This is a genomic window from Arthrobacter sp. 10L430, from assembly GCF_056395245.1.
In genome coordinates this window covers 1-19,051 of sequence record NZ_JBFTJD010000018.1, presented here as the reverse complement: position 1 = coordinate 19,051, position 19,051 = coordinate 1, and the positions used below count along the sequence as shown (strand labels likewise).

The 19,051-nt window shown below is 62.1% G+C and carries 18 protein-coding genes and 1 pseudogene; 13 read left to right on the top strand and 6 right to left on the bottom strand.

The genetic code is table 11. From position 1 onward, the window contains the following. Nucleotides 1–61 precede the first annotated feature (61 nt). Nucleotides 62–556: pseudogene (locus tag AC1DDG_RS15235) on the bottom strand (ParB/RepB/Spo0J family partition protein); the annotation flags it as partial. A gap of 520 nt (nt 557–1,076) precedes the next feature. On the opposite strand from AC1DDG_RS15235, the gene AC1DDG_RS15230 reads away from it, so the two are divergent. From AC1DDG_RS15230 to AC1DDG_RS15210, 5 genes are read left to right on the top strand one after another with little or no spacing between them, the layout of a single operon-like run. Beyond that, a complete protein-coding gene (locus AC1DDG_RS15230; RefSeq protein ID WP_441410707.1) occupies nt 1,077–2,357 on the top strand; it encodes an IS110 family RNA-guided transposase in 1,281 nt (426 codons plus the stop codon). A gap of 10 nt (nt 2,358–2,367) precedes the next feature. Next, on the top strand, nt 2,368–2,790 hold the full coding sequence (locus AC1DDG_RS15225) for an ArsR/SmtB family transcription factor (RefSeq protein WP_285242558.1): 423 nt from the start codon (nt 2,368–2,370) through the stop codon (nt 2,788–2,790). Further along, on the top strand, nt 2,783–3,256 hold the full coding sequence (locus tag AC1DDG_RS15220) for an SRPBCC family protein (RefSeq protein ID WP_284987857.1): 474 nt from the start codon (nt 2,783–2,785) through the stop codon (nt 3,254–3,256). Before AC1DDG_RS15225 ends, AC1DDG_RS15220 begins: the two co-directional genes overlap by 8 nt. Continuing rightward, nucleotides 3,253–4,068 carry an alpha/beta fold hydrolase gene (locus tag AC1DDG_RS15215; protein ID WP_476876710.1) on the top strand — a complete coding sequence of 272 codons (816 nt, stop codon included), beginning with the start codon at nt 3,253–3,255 and terminating at the stop codon, nt 4,066–4,068. Before AC1DDG_RS15220 ends, AC1DDG_RS15215 begins: the two co-directional genes overlap by 4 nt. Before the next feature lie 51 nt (nt 4,069–4,119). Next, complete coding sequence (locus tag AC1DDG_RS15210; RefSeq protein ID WP_285242556.1) at nt 4,120–4,833, top strand: DUF998 domain-containing protein; 714 nt, start codon at nt 4,120–4,122, stop codon at nt 4,831–4,833. Between the two features lie 373 nt (nt 4,834–5,206). Here AC1DDG_RS15210 and AC1DDG_RS15205 read toward each other — a convergent pair whose 3' ends face one another. From AC1DDG_RS15205 to AC1DDG_RS15185, 5 genes are all read right to left on the bottom strand, one after another. Continuing rightward, nucleotides 5,207–6,115: a DNA-processing protein DprA gene (locus AC1DDG_RS15205; RefSeq protein WP_476876709.1), complete on the bottom strand. Its 909-nt coding sequence runs from the start codon at nt 6,113–6,115 to the stop codon at nt 5,207–5,209. Nucleotides 6,116–6,635: 520 nt separating this feature from the next. Then, nucleotides 6,636–6,788: a hypothetical protein gene (locus AC1DDG_RS15200; protein WP_015061970.1), complete on the bottom strand. Its 153-nt coding sequence runs from the start codon at nt 6,786–6,788 to the stop codon at nt 6,636–6,638. A gap of 201 nt (nt 6,789–6,989) precedes the next feature. Further along, nucleotides 6,990–8,003 (bottom strand): DUF4192 domain-containing protein, encoded by a 1,014-nt coding sequence (locus tag AC1DDG_RS15195; protein WP_476876708.1) that lies wholly within the window; start codon nt 8,001–8,003, stop codon nt 6,990–6,992. Between the two features lie 599 nt (nt 8,004–8,602). Then, on the bottom strand, nt 8,603–8,953 hold the full coding sequence (locus tag AC1DDG_RS15190) for a hypothetical protein (protein WP_476876707.1): 351 nt from the start codon (nt 8,951–8,953) through the stop codon (nt 8,603–8,605). A gap of 77 nt (nt 8,954–9,030) precedes the next feature. Beyond that, complete coding sequence (locus tag AC1DDG_RS15185) at nt 9,031–9,462, bottom strand: hypothetical protein (protein ID WP_476876706.1); 432 nt, start codon at nt 9,460–9,462, stop codon at nt 9,031–9,033. A gap of 535 nt (nt 9,463–9,997) precedes the next feature. On the opposite strand from AC1DDG_RS15185, the gene AC1DDG_RS15180 reads away from it, so the two are divergent. The 8 genes from AC1DDG_RS15180 (at nt 9,998) to AC1DDG_RS15145 (ending at nt 18,826) form a co-directional block, all read left to right on the top strand. Beyond that, on the top strand, nt 9,998–10,303 hold the full coding sequence (locus tag AC1DDG_RS15180; RefSeq protein WP_476876705.1) for a hypothetical protein: 306 nt from the start codon (nt 9,998–10,000) through the stop codon (nt 10,301–10,303). A gap of 46 nt (nt 10,304–10,349) precedes the next feature. Further along, nucleotides 10,350–11,366 (top strand): ATP-dependent DNA ligase, encoded by a 1,017-nt coding sequence (locus tag AC1DDG_RS15175; RefSeq protein WP_476876704.1) that lies wholly within the window; start codon nt 10,350–10,352, stop codon nt 11,364–11,366. 210 nt (nt 11,367–11,576) lie between these two features. Then, entirely contained in the window at nt 11,577–11,909 is a 333-nt protein-coding gene (locus tag AC1DDG_RS15170) for a hypothetical protein (RefSeq protein ID WP_476876703.1), read from the top strand. Then, nucleotides 11,890–12,204 carry a hypothetical protein gene (locus AC1DDG_RS15165; protein ID WP_476876702.1) on the top strand — a complete coding sequence of 105 codons (315 nt, stop codon included), beginning with the start codon at nt 11,890–11,892 and terminating at the stop codon, nt 12,202–12,204. The genes AC1DDG_RS15170 and AC1DDG_RS15165 overlap by 20 nt, the downstream gene beginning before the upstream one ends. Further along, entirely contained in the window at nt 12,194–12,592 is a 399-nt protein-coding gene (locus AC1DDG_RS15160) for a hypothetical protein (RefSeq protein ID WP_476876701.1), read from the top strand. The genes AC1DDG_RS15165 and AC1DDG_RS15160 overlap by 11 nt, the downstream gene beginning before the upstream one ends. 347 nt (nt 12,593–12,939) lie before the next feature. Further along, entirely contained in the window at nt 12,940–15,639 is a 2,700-nt protein-coding gene (locus tag AC1DDG_RS15155) for a DNA methyltransferase (RefSeq protein ID WP_476876700.1), read from the top strand. Then, nucleotides 15,636–17,612 (top strand): DEAD/DEAH box helicase, encoded by a 1,977-nt coding sequence (locus AC1DDG_RS15150; protein WP_476876699.1) that lies wholly within the window; start codon nt 15,636–15,638, stop codon nt 17,610–17,612. Before AC1DDG_RS15155 ends, AC1DDG_RS15150 begins: the two co-directional genes overlap by 4 nt. Further along, a complete protein-coding gene (locus AC1DDG_RS15145) occupies nt 17,609–18,826 on the top strand; it encodes a GIY-YIG nuclease family protein (RefSeq protein WP_476876698.1) in 1,218 nt (405 codons plus the stop codon). The genes AC1DDG_RS15150 and AC1DDG_RS15145 overlap by 4 nt, the downstream gene beginning before the upstream one ends. The last annotated feature ends 225 nt before the right edge of the window (nt 18,827–19,051 follow it).

The following is a 19,051-nucleotide window of genomic DNA, read 5'->3' as shown; positions in this document are numbered from 1 at the left end:
TCTCCAGTGCAACACCCCTTGGCCCACTCGACAGAAAGGCGCGCAGTGTCCACATAAGAAAGAACTCAGCCATGATCAGCGCCTCCTCGATGCTCCATCCCCTGTCCAGGGCGGCGGCTCCAGCGTCCGAGGACTTGGCCTTCAATGCGGACTCCACCGTTGTCTTGGTACGCCCGGTCTTCTTCGCGATCGCGGCCGCCGAGACACCGATCAGGGATAGCTGGTGGTAGGCGTCGGCTTCGTCCGCTTCGGTCAGTTCAGCGCGCTGAATGTTCTCCACCACCTGCGTCACGATACGTTCGGCCTCCTCCGGGGAATCGATGATCATCACCGGGATCAGGGGCCGCTGCGCTTCCACCGCGGCGCGGGTGCGGCGCTGCCCCATCAGCACGTGCACGGCGCCGCCGTCCTTGCGGTGGCCGATCACCGGTTCCATCACGCCATGTTCCTTGATACTGGCAACGAAATCAGCGGTCAGGGCGGCGTCCTTACGGACGTTGACGTCGACCGTCAGCGTGGCCGGGTCGAGCATTTCAAGCGTGGGTGCTGCGTTCATGTGGTGTTGCTCCTCTTTTGCCGAAAGGGTTGGTGGGTGGGGCGGCTCAGGTAACCGGCCAGCATCCCCTCTCCCCCGCTGATTTTTGGCTGCTGGCGAAGCTTGCGAAGCTGTGGCCGACGGAGGCCTGTCTACCCGCAAGGCAAGGGGCGGGAAATTCCCGGAGGAAATCAGCGACGAAGGAGCGCCGCAGGGACATTTCCTGCCCCGCAGGCCCCGACGAAGGAGGGGCTAGACCGGCCGGAGCGGACACGTACAATCCGTCAGGACAGCAGCCAAAAAGCGGTAATACTGGAACAGTCCTTGAGCCGGCGTGACCCAGCCAAAAATTGACGTACCAGGCGGCACTGTCTTCCCGACGATCTGTCCGCCGGCTCAAGGTCCGTTAAAAGGGGTGTCGGGCCAGGCGGACATGACCTCATAGGAGCCTGATACGACCAGTCCCATTACCGTTTTGTCTGCCCACCTGGCCCGCGCCCGATCAATCAGCATTCGACGCGACTGAGGGGCAATTTCCATCTTGGCAAGCGAACCAATAAAAGTCATCGCGGGTATCGACACCCACGCCGACACACACCACGTAGCCGTGATCAACGAACACGGCAAACCCCTTGCAGACAGGGAATTCCTGGCCGTGGGATCCGGATACCGGAAAATCATCGACTTCATCACTTCCTACGGCACAGTCGTAGCCGTCGGGGTCGAAGGAACAGGCTCCTACGGTGCCGAACTCGCCCGAACTCTTCGGGGTGAAGGGCTCACCGTGCTGGAGGTAAACCGCCCGAACCGGGCCGCCCGTCGTCTCAAAGGGAAGTCAGACCCGTTGGATGCCTACCAGGCCGCCAAGTCCGTGCTCGAGGGGCGGACCAAGGCGATCCCTAAGGCCAAAGACGGCCCCGTCGAATGCCTGCGGATCGTACGTTCCGGGCGCGCATCAGCCATCAAGGCCCGCACTGCGGCCATCAACCAGATCAAGGCGCTCCTCGTTTCAGCCCCGGACAAGATCCGGGCGAAATACCGGGCGCTGGCCACCTCAGCGCTGATTCCTGCCCTGCAGCGCACGAGACCTTCCGGGCATATGGCTGACCCCGAGTACGTGACTCTGCTGACGCTCAAGGCGTTGGCAGCCCGATGCCAAGCGCTGGGAACGGAAATCGCGGCTGCTGACGCTGCCCTCAAGGAAATCCTGGACGGCTATGCTCCGATGCTTTGTGATCTCCCAGGAGTCGGAACCGAAGTGGCCAGCCAGTTGTTGATCACCGTCGGGGACAATCCGGACCGTCTGGGGAACGAGGCCCAGTTCGCTTCGCTCGTCGGCGTCGCCCCGGTGCCAGCCTCATCGGGCAAGACAACCCGCCACCGGCTCAGCAGGGGCGGCGACCGCAGCGCCAATAATGCCTTGCACCAGGTTGTTCTGGTGCGCATGGGCTCGTGCCAACGGACCAAGGAGTACGTGGCTAAACGCACGTCAGAGGGAAAGAGCAAACGCGAAATCATGCGCTGCCTCAAACGCTACGCAGCCAGGGAAATCTACCGTCAGATCACCAATCCCCGGCCCGCACCCGACAACTCCGACCTCCGCCGCAGGCGGACAGACCTCGGCATGACCTTAACGACCGTCGCCGGCGAACTTGGTCAATGGGTTTCCATCATTTCGCGTCTGGAACGCGGACATATCCGCAACGATGCCCTGGCCGGCGCCTACCGGAAATGGCTCATCGACCAGGCCGAAATGCCACGCCGCACACCTCCGACGACAGCTGCAGCAAGGACAAATGCGTTACCGGGCGCCGTTAGCTGAGACTCAAGGCTTGACGCTTTACTCAAACCAGACTTACTCTAAAACCACAAGGTTATATAACGACAAGGTTATGGTTTTGATGGTTGATGAATTGAGTGCAGTGTTCGCGGCGTTGGCCGATCCGACTCGGCGGGCTATTCTGCAGCGGCTCGCTGACGGTGACGCGCAGGTGTCCGACCTCGCGGCGCCTTTCAGGATCAGCCAACCGGCGATTTCGAGGCATTTGAAGGTATTGGAAAATGCTGGCCTGATCTCCCGGAACCGGGTAGCGACTGCCCGGTTCAGTCATCTGGAGCCCGACCGGCTTAAGGAAGCGAGCGAGTACATGGAGCGGTACAAGAAGTTTTGGGGTGAGTCCTTCGACAAACTCGACGGCGCGCTGGCCTCGTTTCAGCGCGACACCCCACCTATGGGAAAGGGCCGAGATGTCTGAGGGGCGCCAGCAGGAAGTCACAGAACACGATGTTTTCATTTCCCGCTCTTTCGCCGCCCCCAGGGACACGGTCTGGCGGTTCTGGACCGAACCCCAACTCCTCGCCTCATGGTTCGGGCCTGAAGGAGTTCACGTACCCGTGGACAGCATCATCGTGGAGCTCGTGGAGCAGGGCCGGTGGGAGTTGACCATGGTCGACAACGCTACCGGGGCCGGCCACCCCATCCGGGGGCGCATCACCGCCTTTCAGGCACCGGAATCCCTCGAGATTCAACTGACAGCGCTGACCGAGGCTGGGCCCGTGGACGACGTCGTGCTGCGGCTTCAGTTCCACGATCACGGCGACCGGACGCGCATGACCCTCCATCAAGGCCCGTTCACCGACGAGATCCGGGACATGACCCACGCCGGATGGATACTGTCCTTCACCAAACTCGACACCCTCCTCGAAAGGCCCACAGCATGAAAACCAGCGCCGCCCAAAGCCAGGTCACCCAGATCACCTCAGCGGACGGAACCCCCATCTCCGTCGAACACATCGGCTCCGGCCCCTCCCTGGTCCTGGTTGACGGCGCCTTCTGCGGCCGGTCCTTCGGCCCGGCGCGGGCCCTGGCCACCACGCTGGCCGACTCCTTCACCGTGTACTTCTACGACCGTCGCGGCCGCGGCGACAGCGGTGATACACGGCCCTACTCCGTGGAACGCGAAATCGAAGACCTAGCCGCCGTCATCACCCATGCGGGCGGAGACCCCTACGTCTATGGCATCTCCTCCGGTGCGGCCCTCGCCCTCGAAGCAGCAGCGGCGGGTATCCCGATGCGCAAGCTCGCCACCTACGAGGCCCCCTACACGGGAATCGGGAACGTCGACGGAACGCCCGTCGACCACGCCGGGCACCTGAACTCACTGCTCGCCCAAAACAAGCGCGGCGCGATGGTCTCCTACTTCTTGGTCAAGATGATCGGCGTCCCTGCATTTGTGCCCCTCATGCTGCGCCTCATGCCAAAGATCTGGAAGAGCCAAAAGGACGCCGCCAACACCCTCCCCAATGAAATTGCCGTTACCAACAACTTCACCGCACCCACCGGCCGGTTCGCCAAAATCACGGTGCCGACCCTTGTCATGGTCGGTGGAAAAGCCGCCCCGGTCATGACCTCAGCTCAAGCAACAACAGCCGCCGCGATCCCCCAGGCCCTTCACCGCACCCTCGAGGGCCAAACACACCAAGTCTCAGACGCAGCAATGGCAGCCGAACTCCGCGGGTCCTTCACCAACTGACCCGTTGACCACTCTCACCAAATTCATTTCGCCCACAGACCGGAATAGACCATGCCCAAAATCAGCTATCAGACCGAACATCAGGGATCCCAACGACGCCCGCCCGCCTCCTCTGCCACGCGGGTATTGCTGGCCTGTGGCATCACCGCCGGCCCCCTATACCTTCTGGTCAGCTATGCCCAGGCGTTTCTTCGCCCGGGCTTCGACGCGGCACATAACGACCTCAGCGTCCTAGCCAACGGCGACCTAGGCTGGATGCAAACCACAAACCTGATCCTCACCGGCGCCCTAACCCTCCTGACCGCCGTCGGATTCCGTCGCGCACTCAACCCCGGACGAGGAGCCACCTGGGGGCCGGTTCTCGTCGGAATCTACGGTGCCGGATTAGTGGGTGCGGGGATTTTCACCGCCGATCCCATGAACGGATTCCCTCAAGGCGCACCTCCCGGACCCCCTATCTCCGGGTCCCTCCACGGGTTTCTTCACTTCGTTACCGCAGGGATTGGCTTTGCCGCCTTCATCGCTGCCTGCTGCGTTATGGCCCGCCGGTTCTACACATCCGAAAACCGGAGGCTCGGAGCATTCTCCCTTGCTACCGGAATCCTCTTTCTCGCCGCCTTCGTCGGCATTGCCAGCGGGTCAACGTCAGCCGTCATCGTTCTTAGCTTCACAGCAGCCGTAGTCCTCGCTTGGACCTGGCTGGCAATAACGGCCGCCCACCTACGACGCAGCCAACCCCTGCCTCCCACCGTCCGCACCAGCTGAGCGAGCCAACCACTAAAAAGCACGATCAACAGCAATTTGACGACTATAGGAGCATCGTCGCAGACACAAAAGGCCAGGGGGTCCGGAGCTCTGCGACGGCGCCACCTGGACCCAACAGCCGGCCGCGCCAGCGGACGCCCATCAACTGGTTGCAGCGCAGCGCAAACCCAGGGCGAGCCCCGCGAGCCTGCCTCTCCCCGGGCCACGGACAACCAACGACACCGCCTCCTGTGGCTTGCCGCCGGCGGACGCCGCCCGGCACCTGGTTATTGCGGTCTTGGCGGTCCGCCGGGGCGACCAGCAGCGCAAGCCGGCCACGACGGCGGACCGCCCGCGGTGACCGGCCCCGAAGGACCGGCCACCCTCGGAGGGTTTAGCTGGCGAGCAGTTCGGTCAGCTCGGCTGCGTCGGTCACCAGTTCCGCGCCTCCTTCTTTCAGGAGCCGGTGGCACCCTGCGGAGTTGGCGCTGTGGACGCTGCCCGGGACGGCGGCGACATGACGGGCTATGGTTTCGGCGTGGTGGGCGATATTCAGGGCCCCGGAGCGCCAGCGGGCCTCCACTACGCACGTCACCCCGGCAAGGGCTGCAATGATGCGATTTCTGTACAAAAATCTTGCCCGGCTAGGGGCGGCTCCCGGGGGCAGCTCGGAAAGCGTCAGCCCGTTGCCGCGGATCGCGGCCGCGAGGTCCGCGTTGCCCGACGGGTAGTCCCGGTCCAGTCCCCCGGCCAGGACGGCGATAGTGGCCGGGCCTTCTCCGGTGCTTCCAGCCAGTGCAGCGCGGTGGGCGTGGGCATCGATGCCGTAGCCGAGGCCTGCGATCACGCAGATTCCGCGCTGGGCCAGGCTGTAGGCGAGGTCACCGGTGACGGCCGCGCCGTAGCTCGTGCAGTCCCGTGACCCTGCCAGTGCAGCACAGTTGGACGGGGCGGGGATCCCGTTCCCGATGTTGCCCCGGTACCAAAGGCCCAGGGGCGCGTCAGGGAGGTCGTCCAAGCCCGTGGGCCAGTGCTCATCGCCGGGGATCAGGAAACCGCCGCCGAGGCGTTCGATGGTAGCCAGGTCCTTTTCCGGGTCCAGGTCGGGCACGCGGGGTGCCCAGCGCTTCAGCGCGTCGGCCAGTTCCTCGGCCGTCACGTCCGGGAGGGTGTGGGCGGGTTGGGCGCCGGTGGCGAGACGCAGCGCGGCGTACGCGCCGAGCCTGCCAACGAGGGTCCGCCCAACGGTGTCGTTTGGTTCGAACAGGCGGGTCAGGGCTGCGCGTGCAATGCGGTCGTTCATGGTGTTGCTCCTTTTTTGCCGAAAGGGTTGGTGGGTGGGGCGGCTCAGGTGACCGGCCAGCGTCCCCTCTCCCCCGTTGTTTTGGCTGCTGGCGAAGCTTGCGGAGCTGTGCCCGTGCAGGCCCGTCTACCCGTAAGGGCAAGACCCGGAAAATCTTCGGAGGAAATAAGCGACGAAGGAGCGCCGGAGAAGACTTTTGCGGGGCGCAGGCCCCGGGAGGAACGACAGGGGCTAGAGGGGGCGGAGCGGGTACGTACAATCCGTCAGGACAGCAGCCAAAAAGCGTCGCAGACAAGACAGGGCCAGGGGGTCCGGAGCTCTGCGACGGTGCCACCTGGACCCCGCAGCCGGCCGCGCCAGCGGACGCCCTTATCGGTGTGAGCCCTGGCGAACACCCGCTCCCCGGTCGACAGCTGCATCCCTGCGCGCATGAAGGAAGGCCGGCATTGTCCGTGCCGGCCTTCCTGAGTTTCCCTCGGCAATAAGGAAATCTGTGATGCAGCGTCAGTGCTGCTTGGGTTTACAGCTCGTAGTGTCGGTGGTCTTTCCTGGGCCGGTCTACCGGGCCGGTGGCTGGGCCTGCGGTGAGCAGGCTCAGTTCCAGGATGTCTTCAAGGGGGCTCGCGTCCGGGGCGACGGTGTCGTCCTCGGTCATGCGGAATTGATCTGCCACGCTCGGGACTCCTTGGCTGTACGGGACGGCGGTGTCCTTTCACAGTATCGGCAGTTCCTGCGCGTGGGCTGGAAGTCGCGGTGCCCGCGCAGCGTTTACGCGGCCGGCGGAGCGAAGCGGGGGAGGCCGCCGCGCACCTGGCGAAGATCCCGCGGGGAGGGCCGGACCCCTCTTTGTAGTGGAGTCCGGCCCTCATCGAAGCTAGCGCTTCAGGCGGCGGTCATAGGCCCTTTTCGGGTCGCGGCTGCAGTCAGCCAGCAGGCCGCGGTTGACCAGTTCGCCCAGCAGTTCCGCCAGCCGATACCCGGCCACGTCCTCCAGTGCGAGCTTGAAGTAGCGGGCAGCGAAACTGGATTGTCCTTTGAGCCATTCCAGCCAGCCGATCAGGCACAACATGGGGGCGCGCTGCCCTTCCGGGGTGGCTTTCATCAGCTCGAACGCGACTTCCTGTGCCGTGTCCACGCGCGCCCAGTCGGGGCGGGTGGGGAACACACCAAGCATGACGGAGGTGAACTGCTCGGGCGCGTGCGGGACGATGTCGCCCATCATGTAGTCCCGGATGGTGGGGTGCTGCAACGCTCCTGCCAGCTGGTGCGCGGTCTCGGTCGTCAGGCTCTTGGGGTCCTTCAGGACCTTGACCCAGGCAGCACGGCTGGCTTCGAGGTCTTCGGGCCAGCCGTCAGGCTTGTGCGCGGTGATGGTCTCGCGGGCCGTCTCGTCTCCGGTGAAGGGTGCCGGTGCGATGAAGCCGGTCACGGCGCTCCCCCGGTAGATCAGGGCGGCGTTGCCGTTGCTGGTGGTGATGCTGTCCAGCGACTCATCGGGGCAGCAGCCGGTGTCCGTGCAGTGGTAGTTCCGCCACAATTCCGAGGTCACCAGCCATGCGTCCTGCAGGGGCATTCCGGCGGTTTCCAGTTCGGAGCGCAGTGCCTGCACGTGCCCGGCGTAGGGGCTGCTGCCGTCGATCGTGCTCTCATCGGTGTAGATGACCAGCAGGCTGCCGGTGGCAGCCTCGTCAGCGGTCAGGTAGCTGACGATGGTTTGGGCGTAACCGACGGGATCCTGCCCGAACGGGGCATCCACGCGCAGGGTCGCGCCTATCTTGTTGCCCTGCATGGTCAGTGCGACAAAGGACTCCGTGGGGGTCTGTCCCAGCGTGTGCGGAATGAAAGCCAGGACGTCGGCCGGGCCGGTGAATTTGATGAAGTCGTTCATGGTGTTGCTCCTTTTTTGCCGAAAGGGTTGGTGGGTGGGGCGGCTCAGGTGACCGGCCAGCTTCCCCTCTCCCCCCGTTGTTTTGGCTGCTGGCGAAGCTTGCGGAGCTGTGCCCGTGCAGGCCCGTCTACCCGTAAGGGCAAGACCCGGAAAATCTTCGGAGGAAATAAGCGACGAAGGAGCGCCGGAGAAGACTTTTGCGGGTCGCAGGCCCCGACGCAGGAGGGGCTAGAGGGGCCGGAACGGGCACGTACAATCCGTCAGGACAGCAGCCAAAAAGCGTCGCAGACAACACAAGGGCCAGGGACGGCGGAGCCCTGCGGAGCCGGCACTGGACCCAACAGCCGGCCGCGCCAGCGGACGCCCTTCAACTGGTTGCAGCGCAGCGGAAACCAGGGCGAGCCCCGCGAGCCTGCCTTCCACCCCGGGCCACGGACAACCCAACGACACCGCCTCCGGTTGGCTTGCCGCCGTCGGCCGCCGCCCGGCACCTGCTCCGGGCGAAATGGCGGTCCGCCGCCGCCAACCACCAGGACAAGCCGGCCACGACGGCGGACCGCCCGCGGTGACCGGCCCCGAAAGACCGGCCACCCTCAGCCCTATTCGCGGCGGTCGTGCAGCGGGACGGCTCCGTAATGTCCGGCGGCGCGGCGGAACCGGGCGTCACTGCTGAAAATGAACGTGCCGCCGAACATGAACCACGGTGCAGGTTCACCGGCCGGGGCGACCGGCTCGGCGTGCACCACGGTCTCACAGTGGAAGTGCTCGTTTTTGACGAGCCGGACGGCGGGCCGTTCCTCGGTGGCCTCGAAAACCGGGTCGATGCCCTCGCCAATGACGGTTACTTCCATGACGCGGGCCGAGATGCCCCGGTTAGAGAAGTCCGTACCCAGGGCATCGCGGTAGATCAGGGCGGTGATGCCCTTGGGGGCCGTGGTGTCGTTGCTCATGTGCTGGCTCCTTTGAAGTCCTTGGGCCGCTGCACTGCCCGGCTCCGGCCGGGCAGTGCAGCGGTTGAAAGTGCTGGTTAGGCCACGTCCGCGAGGGTGCAGGGCATCCGGTACCGGCTGGGTAGTTCGGCGGCGGCCTCCGGCAGGTCATCCGGGCCGTGGGCCTGCCCGTTCTTCCAGTGGAAGAAGGCCTGCTCACTTATCGCAGTCCAAAACCTCGCCTTGGTCCGATAGAAGGTCGTTCGCACGTCGCCTTCGCAGTAGGTGGCCATGCCGAACAGGTTCCCGATCTCATCGGCGGTACGGATCCCGGCAACCATGACGTACGGCCACTGGCCCAGGTCCCACCCGTCACACCCCCAGCTGGGGATCACGGCCCAGCCGTGTTCGCTGATGACGTCCATCCAGTCGTAACCGTCGTTCATGTGGTAATCGACGAGCACGGGCACATCGTGGACCGTTTCGCCGGTGTCGACGGTGGTCACGGCCCTCTTAGTGACTGTGTTCATGGTGTTGCTCCTTTTTTGCCGAAAGGGTTGGTGGGTGGGGCGGCTTAGGTGACCGGCCAGCGTCCCCTCTCCCTCCGTTGTTTTGGCTGCTGGCGAAGCTTGCGGAGCTGTGGCCGACGGAGGCCTGTCTACCCGTGAGGGCAAGGGGCGGGAAATTCCCGGAGGAAATCAGCGACGAAGGAGCGCCGCAGGGACATTTCCTGCACCGCAGGCCCCGACGAAGGAGGGGCTAGACCGGCCGGAGCGGACACGTACAATCCGTCAGGACAGCAGCCAAAAAGCGTCGCAGACAACACAGGGCCAGGGGGTCCGGAGCTCTGCGACGGCGCCACCTGGACCCACCAGCCGGCCGCGCCAGCGGACGCCCAAACAGGTGCGAGCCCCGCGAGCATGCACCATCACTTACCGATGTGGCATGCTCGAAGGCGTAAGCAGCAGGATGTTTACACCCAGGGCAGAGGGCCCATTCCCACCGGTTGCGGCCCTCTGCTTTGCCTTGGACGGTCATTTGAGTGTTGATACGAAGGGAAAACCGATGGGCCTGTGGAGCTGGTTCGCCCGTCGGCGCAAGCCGGCAACGGCTGCTGGTCGCCCCGCCTTCGCAGCGACCATTGAGCCGAAGGAACAGGAGCCGTTGACTCCTGAGCAGGCGGCAGACCTGAAAGCGGCGTGGGCCGAACTCGCCGAGGCAGCGAAAGAATCAGCTGCCACCGGGTTTCATGCCTGCTCACGAGGCGGCAAGCCCTGGCAGGAAGATCCGGCAGCTGTGCGGAGCATGGCGGCATTACTCCGCCGCGTCGACGCGGAGGACGCCGCTACGGAAGGTCCTACAGCCAAGTAAAAACCAGCACGGACGTTCGTACTGGTTTCTCCTTTAGGCTGGGCCCATGGCCGAGTCCCTTCCGCCGGCACTGCACCCACCGGTCGCGGTTGCCCTGGCAAAACTCGTCAAGACCTTCCCCGGCCCCAACGCACTGCCCGGCGGCCTATGGGCCGAACCCAAATGGGACGGTTTCCGCACTACCGCCTTTAATGACGGCGGCAAGGTGACGCTGTGGTCCAGACAGGGCAAGGAACTTACCCGAATCCTGCCGGACGCAGCCGCCGCCCTCGCAGAGCAAGTGCCTCCCGGGGTGGTCCTGGATGGTGAAACCGTCATTTGGAACCGGGACCGGTTGGATTTCGATGCGCTGCAGCAGCGCATGGTCACCTCCAGGGCCGCGCTTCCGGCCGTGGCCAATGAGTTGCCCGCTTCGTTCGTGGCCTTCGATGTGCTGGCCGTTGCAGGGCAGGACACCCGGGGTGTGCCGTTCACCGGGCGCCGGCAGCTGCTCGAGGAGCTCGCCCGGGACTGGGCCCCACCATTGCACCTCTCCCCCATCACCACGGACATGAACCTGGCAAAGACCTGGCTGCGGGATCTTCCCGCGACAGGAATCGAAGGTCTCGTATTCAAAGGCTCCCAGCCCTACGAGGCCGCCAGGATTTGGTTGAAGCTCAAGCACAAGGATCTTTGGGACGTGGTGTGCGCGGCCGTGATCGGGTCCGTGGCCCAACCACAGGCCATCATCGCCGGCCTGCCCATGGGCGGCGAACTGAAGATTGTCGCCCGCTCGACCGTCCTGTCCACAATGGCCGGGCGTGAACTGGGCCGGCACCTCCACCCGGCCGGGCCCGGGCATCCCTGGCCCGAAGAGATCAGCGAGTCCTCCCTGAACAGATTCAGCAAGGACAAAGGCCCCGTGCGGCTGACACTGGTCGAACCAGTCGTGGTCGAGGTCTCGGCCGACGTCGCCTGGTCCGGCACGTCCTTTCGGCACCCCGTCACTTGGAAGCGTGTCAGGCCGGAGCTGGACCCTGCAGAGGTCAGGGTTCCCCCTGAACTGAACAACAGGCACCGCTGATTACGGCGGTGCGGCGGGTTATACCCAGTGTGGACAGCTTTGAGATTCATCCTCCGGTCTCCACCTGCCCACAATGGGCATAACCCGCTCCGTATCCGGGTGCGAGGCCTTTTGTCGTACCCCCACCCCATAGTTGATGGAAGCGGCACTCATTGGATGCCGCTAAAATTTTCCGGTGTCGTTCGAACATATATTCTAGTAAGCGTGGTAGTGAGTTCCGAGCAGGCCAAGGCGCTGCACGCGCGGTACTCCAGGCGTGCGCAGCCGTTCGGGCTCACCTTGGAAGAGCTTGATTTCAAGCACTTCCCGGTCCACAACGTCTATCCGGGAATCCCGGTCAGGGCCTGGCTTCGGTTCCCGAACTGCGCTGAGCTCGTTGAGGGCGAGGTGTTTGCCTGGACGGCGAAGGCCGTCGAGGTCAGATGGCAGGACGGACCCCTTACCTATCGCACATGGGTCTGGGCGTCCGCGGTTACCCGCCGCGCCGGTGCAAACAACAGGAACCTAGGAGAGCGCGTAAAACGTGACAGCAACAGCCAATGAAACATCCCTGAAGGTCCCGGTCGATGTGCGCTTCAGCCCCACGGGCCGGCCCCTGGCCGTCCGGCATGAGGGGCGCCTGTGGGTGATTACCGAAGATCCCGTGCACTGGTTCGAGCGGGACTCCTGGTGGCAGACCCGTACCAGCGCGCCTGTCGGTATCGGGAACATCGTTGACATCGAATTCTGGCGGGTACAGGTCAAGCTCTCGTCCAACTCGGCACTGCGAACCTTCCTGCTCCGCCGCGAACCCGCCTCCACCCAATGGCTGCTGGACGCTATCACCGATGCCGGCTGACCCATACCGCTCCCCCATTCCATCCCAGCTGTGGGACACGATCCGATACGAGTTCGGCCAACCCACTCTGGATCAAGTCCGGGAACGGCTCGATACGAGGTTCCCGGATCCGGAACCGGTGCTGCGCCAGCTCGTCCGCGTCTTCACCGACGAAGGCACCTTTTGCCCTGGATTCCAGTTCCAGCCGGACAGGTCAGTGAACCCTGTGATCGCGAGCCTGTTCCAGCGAGCGATGCAACTGCGGATCCCTCACAACTACTTCGCCCTTTGGATGATGACCCCCTGCCACGCACTGGACGGGATACGCCCCGTGGACCGGCGCCAGAAACAACACCAGGCAGCGCTGCTGTCAACGCTGAAAAGCACCCTAGCCAGGGCAGTTGCCTAAATATGGGAGCGAAAGTAACCATGACCGTAGAGGCCGGCGACGGGCAGCTCAGCTAGGTCGAAGCTGAAAGCACGACGTACGAGACAGCCAAAGCGGCCGCAGAAGCCCAAATCCCCGAAGGATCCAAACCAATCGCGATTCGTACCGCTTGATCAGCTGGGAGGAGGGGCGCTCTCCTGGGAGCTTCGGGCTCATCCTGGAAGAGACAAACCCTCACACCGCACAGTCCCTGATAATGTCTGGCAGGCAGCACTGCTAACCTGCCAATGATTTGAGTCCCACTTGAGTGAACCGTGGCTATCGGTGAACCTTGCTGGGACCACGTTTGTGAGAGAAGAAGACGTTCCATGGTGAAGCTCAACCTGAAAGCTGTCGAGGAGCGTGTCGCCCCACTCGGAAACCGCGAATCCTATGATCGCGAGTTCATTTTCGGCCTGCTGCTGGCTTACGGCAAGCCTCAGGGCAACGTGACCAGATTGCGCAATGGCTCACTCAACGTTGCCCACGACCCCGCCAGCGAGGTCGCACAGAAGAACGTCGTCTACTTCAAGGAGACGACCGGTGACCCTCTCGCGGTCATCGATGAGCTGAAGACTTCGCCGTTGGTCGTTCGGTACAACACCCGCTTCGTGATCGTTACCGATTACACGGAACTGCTAGCCATCGACACGAAGACCGGCGAGAACCTGATGATCCCGATCCGGGACATTGATCAGCACTTCACGTTCTTCCTGCCCTGGGCCGGCATGGAGAAAGCGCAATATGTCGCTGAGGCGCACGCGGACGTCAAAGCTGCCGAGCGGATGGGCAAACTGTTCGATGAGCTGCTGGCGGCGAACCCCGAAATGTTCGACCTGGCGCACGGGCGTCATGCACTCAATGTGTTCTTCACCCGGCTCCTGTTCTGCTTCTTCGCCGAAGACACCGGAATCTTCGATGAGGGCGCGTTCACCAATGCCGTCGGCTCCCACACCCAACCCGACGGATCAGACGTCGCAGAGTTCTTGACCGACCTGTTCACAGCCCTCGATACCGAACGGGTCGAGGACAAACCCAAGCACCTGGCCGCATTCCCGTATGTCAACGGTCGCCTATTCACAATGTCCTCTGAGCACATCGTTCCGGTCTTCACGAAGAAGGCCCGCGACCTGCTGATTGAGTCCGGCACCTTGATCTGGCGCGACATCAACCCGGACATTTTCGGCTCGATGTTCCAGGCCATTGTCACCCCGGGCAAGCGAAGCGACCTGGGTCAGCACTACACTTCAGTGCCGAACATCCTCAAGACCATCGAACCTTTGTTCCTGGATGATTTGAAAGAACAGCTTGATGCGGGATTCGACTCCGTCAAGAAGCTTGAAGCACTGCTCGAGCGCATCAGTGCGATCAAGATTTTCGACCCTGCCTGTGGATCCGGCAATTTCCTCATTATTGCCTACAAGGAACTGCGCCGTCTGGAGCACGCGATCTTGGAGCGCCTAGCCGACATCGACGTCAATCACCAGGTGCTGTACGCCGAGTCCAAGATCAATATCGAGAGCTTTTACGGTATCGAGATCGACGATTTCGCGGTCGAGGTCGCGATCCTCTCGTTATGGATCGCCAAGCACCAGATGAACACCGAGTTCAAAGAGAAATTCAACGTTTCCATCCCACTTATCCCGCTCAAAGAGACCGGACAGATCCAGGCTGGCAACGCCGCACGTACCGACTGGAACACCGTCTGCTCGAACAACGGTCAGGCGGAGATCTACCTCATCGGAAACCCTCCGTACGCCGGGGCGAAGACCCAGACCAAGGATCAGAAGGCGGACTATGACTTCGTGTTCGGACGCCGTCCATATTCGAAGAACCTTGACTACATCGCTCTCTGGTTCGTGAAGGCTGCCGACTACATCGAGGGCACGCGAGCCGAGCTCGCGTTCGTCACCACGAACTCGGTGTCTCAGGGCGAACACGTTGGCCTGATGTTCCCGATGATCTTCACAAAGGGTATAGAGATCGGATTCGCCTACACGTCCTTCAAGTGGGAGAACAACGCCAAGCGCAACGCTGGCGTCACCGTCGCGGTGATCGGCCTGCGAATGGCTCGGACGGAGCCAAAGTACCTTTATACAGAAGACCTTCAGATTTCAGCGGACAACATCAACGGCTATCTCGCTGACGGACCCAATGTCGTCATGGAACGGCGCAAGAAGCCGCTCAGTGCCCAGCTGCCCGACATGGTTTTCGGCTCGATGCCGCGTGACGGTGGTGGTCTCCTGCTGTCTCCGGATGAGCGCCAGCAGATGATCGACAACGACCCGCAGAGCGGTCAGTTCATCAAGCGATTCATGGGAACGTCCGAAGTGATCAACGATGGAGAACGCTACTGCCTTTGGATTCCTGACGGCTTCGCTGCGACTGCCTTATCCATCGCACCAATCGCCAGCCGACTGGCCCGCGTGGCGGAGGAACGAAGCAAGAGCAAAGCGGCCAGCACGGCCGCGTATGCCTCTCAACCCCATAAATTTGTACAAATTAGCTACAAACCGACGGAATCCATCATTGTCCCTAGGCACTCTTCCGAGCGACGCAAGTACATACCCTTTGGCTATCTGGGCCCCGAGACCGTTGTCGGAGATTCGGCGAACGCTGTATATGACGCGAAGCCTTGGGTCTTCGCGTTGTTGATGTCTCGGATGCACATGGTTTGGATCCGAGCTGTTGGCGGGCAACTGGAAACCCGAATCCGCTACTCGAATACGATCGTCTACAACAACTTCCCGGTGCCGCCTCTGTCGGACGCGATAAAGGAGAAGCTGACCGTTGCGGCGTTGCGTGTGCTTGACGTACGTGAGTACCACTGCGAGAGGAACTTCGCAGATCTGTACGATCCGGACTTTATGCCGGAGGACCTGCGGACGGCGCATGACGAAGTTGATGCGTTGGTGGATTCGATCTACTCCAAGCGCGGATACGAGACCGATGAGCAAAGACTGTCGGACCTCTTTGCCATGTATGAAGAGATGGCAGCGGAATCTGCAAAGGGGAACAAGAAGAAGTGAAGAAGCCGATGAACATCGTCGACGTGACCTATGCCCGCACCAAGGCGTCGGTCAACACCGATGCCTTAGGTATGCGAGAGATGCAGCAGCGCGTCTTCGCCAAGAAGGATGCCCAGCACCTCCTGGTCAAGGCTCCGCCGGCCTCAGGCAAATCGCGTGCTCTGATGTTTGTTGCGCTCGACAAGCTCTATAACCAGGGCCGGAAAAAGGTTATCGTCGCCGTCCCCGAGCGATCCATCGGAGCCTCCTTCTCCTCAACGAACCTCACCTCGCACGGGTTCTTCGCAGACTGGGAAATCAAAGACGAGCACAACCTCTGTGACCCTGGTTCCTCGCAGGGCAAAGTCGGAGCGTTCATCAAGTTCCTTGAAGGCCCCGACGCCACCCTGGTTTGCACGCACGCAACGCTGCGGTTCGCCTTTGAGAAGCTCGCACCGGAAGCGTTCAACGGCACCGTGCTGGCGATTGATGAGTTCCACCATGTCTCCGCTGATACTGAAGCCAACCGCCTCGGCGCGCTGCTGCGCGAAGTCATGAACGGCTCGGATGTGCACATCGTCGCAATGACCGGCTCGTACTTCCGCGGAGACTCAGTGCCGGTTCTGTCTGCTGAGGACGAGGCACAGTTCACACCGGTCACGTTCAACTACTACGACCAGCTCAACGGTTATGAGCACCTGCACTCGCTCGGCATAGGGCATCACTTCTACCAAGGCCGCTATACCGATGCGATCGGTGAGGTCCTGCACCTGGACAAGAAGACCATCGTTCATATTCCGAACGTCAACTCGGGGGAGTCCACCAAGGACAAGATCGAAGAAGTGGGGTTCATCATCGATGCGATCGGCCACGTCGAAGACACCGACCCCGATACCGGAATCATCAGCATTCGCCACAAAGACACCGGTGAGATTCTTCGCGTCGCCGACCTCGTGGACGACACAGACCAGAAGAAGCGTGCTGACACGCTCCACTATCTCTCCCATGTCGCCTCGAAAGAGCGCCACGCTGTGGACATCATCATCGCCCTGGGCATGGCCAAGGAGGGCTTCGACTGGCCTTTTGCCGAACATGCCCTGACTGTCGGGTACCGTGCCTCGCTGACCGAGGTCATCCAGATCATCGGCCGCGTTACCCGCGACAGCCCCGGCAAGGAGCATGCCCAGTTCACGAACCTGATCGCTGAGCCCGACGCCACTCAGGGTGAAGTGAAGGTCTCGGTGAACAACATGCTGAAGGCCATTACGGCATCGTTGCTTATGGAGCAGGTACTCGCACAGAATTTCACTTTCAAAACTAAGAAGTTCGATTCGGACGACTCGAAGATCCCCGGTCAGCTGAAGATCAAGGGCTTTAAGGAGCCCTCGACGGAGCGTGTCAAGCAGATCGTCGAGACGGACCTGAACGATCTGAAAGCTACGATCTTGCAAGACGACACCTTCGCTCGCGCAGCTGCCGGCTCGATAGACGCTGAGACCGCCAACAAGGTCCTGATCCCGAAGATCATCCGGGAAAAGTACCCGGACCTTGACGAATCGCAGGTCGAGGAGGTGCGGCAGCAGGTCGTCGTGGACTCGGTGGTCAAGAACGGTGAGGTGCGCGAAGTCGCAGACAAAAGGTTCATTAAGATGGCCGAGAAGTTCGTCAACATCGACGAGCTCACCATCAACCTCATCGACTCGGTGAACCCCTTCCAGCGCGCCTTTGAGGTCATGTCCAAGTCGGTGACTCCCTCGGTACTGCGGATCATCCAGGACCAGATCACGGCTACCCGTGTCGAGTTCACTGAGGAAGAGGCTCTGGCTCTTGTTCCCCGGATCAAGAACTGGATCAAGGTCAACAATCGACGGCCAGACTCCCGTGCCGAGGAACCGACTGAGAAACGATACGCCGACGCGCTGCTCTGGCTCCAGCGGGCCAAGCAGAAACTCGAAGCCCAAAAGCGTGCGACTGAAATGGCAACGGACGAATGATCGATAACGACGAAATTTTCGAGGAAGCACCGGCTTCCCTGCAAGACCTCATCGACAACGACCTCGATGGCCTGCTCAACGTGCCTGAGAAAGCCAAGAAGGTCACCTCGTCTGACCGCCTTGAGCGGGCTTTCCTGGAGATCGTAGAGTTCCGCCGGACACACGAGCGTCTGCCGAGCTCGGCGACGAGGGAGATCGCCGAGCGGAAGCTTGGGGCCCGCCTGGAGGGCATCCTGGCCAGCGACGAAAAGATCGCAGCGCTCAAACACCTCGACACGGAGTTCGAACTCCTGGCTGTAGAGGCAGCGCCAGAGTCATTGGACGAGCTTCTTGACAGCGATGACCTGGACGATCTGCTCGGCGACGACAGTGGCATCCTCGACGTATCGGATCTTCCCGTGATCAAACGGCCCGAGTCTCCGGACTCGGTCGCTCAGCGGGTAAAGGCCGAGGACTTCGACCTGTTCGAACCTTTGTTCAAAGCGAAGCACGCCGAGCTGGCCGAAGGCACATATAGTCTGGTGCCTTTCACCGGCATGGATCTTATCCGTGAGGGTGCGTTCTTCGTTCTCAGTGGCGTTATGTGCTTTGTCGCTGAGGTCGGTGAAGACGTGGACCTGATTGTCGGCGGCAAGCCCAGGCAGAAGCAGCGGCTCCGCCTCGTCTTCGAAAACGGCACTGAATCGGCGATGTACAAACAGAGCCTCATGACCCGCATGTACGAAGCACAGGGCCAGGTCCTGGCGCGGACAGGCCACGATGCTACCGAAGCCCTCGACGCCGACGTGGAGAGCGGCCACATCTACGTATTGCAGTCGCTCAGCAAGGATCCTGTTGTCGCTGGGATGAAGGATCTCCACAAGATCGGCTTCTCGACTACCAAGGTCGAGACCCGCATCAAAAACGCGGCGAAGTCGCCGACCTACCTGATGGCACCCGTGAAGGTCCTGGCGGACTACCGGCTCTACAACGTGCGTGCGTCGTGGCTGGAGCACCTCTTGCACCGCGTGTTCGCCGAGGTGCGTCTGGACCTGACGCAGGTCGACCGGAAGGGACGCGACTACGACCCATCGGAGTGGTTCGTGGTTCCGCTGGAGACCATCAACAAGGCCGTCGCAATGATCATGTCCGGCGAGATCACCGATTACGTCTACGACAAGGCGCTGCAGCAACTGGTCGCGCGTGGCGGAGCAGGGGTCTCAGTGGGTCGCTGACCCGGCTGGCCTCCACTTCAGCGATTGGTTCAATCTAGACCCTTAGGTGCTCCCGAGAAATCACAAGAAGTCGAATCGTATTTGGACTACTTCAAAAAGTAGCCGGAAGTAGTGACGATTCCTGTCGCAGCTAATGATGGAAGAGGTAGCACATGCCGCGTAGCGACAACCCCATTGGAAGCCATGGCGATGACCTTTTGGGTCGACGCAGGCTAGCCGAAGAAC

What these genes read in the sequence shown, in the direction of transcription:
- AC1DDG_RS15220 (WP_284987857.1), top strand. Translation starts at nt 2,783, where the DNA reads ATGTCTGAGGGGCGCCAGCAGGAAGTCACAGAACACGATGTTTTCATT.
- AC1DDG_RS15215 (WP_476876710.1), top strand. Translation starts at nt 3,253, where the DNA reads ATGAAAACCAGCGCCGCCCAAAGCCAGGTCACCCAGATCACCTCAGCG.
- AC1DDG_RS15210 (WP_285242556.1), top strand. Translation starts at nt 4,120, where the DNA reads ATGCCCAAAATCAGCTATCAGACCGAACATCAGGGATCCCAACGACGC.
- AC1DDG_RS15205 (WP_476876709.1), bottom strand. Translation starts at nt 6,115, where the DNA reads ATGAACGACCGCATTGCACGCGCAGCCCTGACCCGCCTGTTCGAACCA.
- AC1DDG_RS15195 (WP_476876708.1), bottom strand. Translation starts at nt 8,003, where the DNA reads ATGAACGACTTCATCAAATTCACCGGCCCGGCCGACGTCCTGGCTTTC.
- AC1DDG_RS15190 (WP_476876707.1), bottom strand. Translation starts at nt 8,953, where the DNA reads ATGAGCAACGACACCACGGCCCCCAAGGGCATCACCGCCCTGATCTAC.
- AC1DDG_RS15185 (WP_476876706.1), bottom strand. Translation starts at nt 9,462, where the DNA reads ATGAACACAGTCACTAAGAGGGCCGTGACCACCGTCGACACCGGCGAA.
- AC1DDG_RS15180 (WP_476876705.1), top strand. Translation starts at nt 9,998, where the DNA reads ATGGGCCTGTGGAGCTGGTTCGCCCGTCGGCGCAAGCCGGCAACGGCT.
- AC1DDG_RS15175 (WP_476876704.1), top strand. Translation starts at nt 10,350, where the DNA reads ATGGCCGAGTCCCTTCCGCCGGCACTGCACCCACCGGTCGCGGTTGCC.
- AC1DDG_RS15160 (WP_476876701.1), top strand. Translation starts at nt 12,194, where the DNA reads ATGCCGGCTGACCCATACCGCTCCCCCATTCCATCCCAGCTGTGGGAC.
- AC1DDG_RS15155 (WP_476876700.1), top strand. Translation starts at nt 12,940, where the DNA reads ATGGTGAAGCTCAACCTGAAAGCTGTCGAGGAGCGTGTCGCCCCACTC.
- AC1DDG_RS15145 (WP_476876698.1), top strand. Translation starts at nt 17,609, where the DNA reads ATGATCGATAACGACGAAATTTTCGAGGAAGCACCGGCTTCCCTGCAA.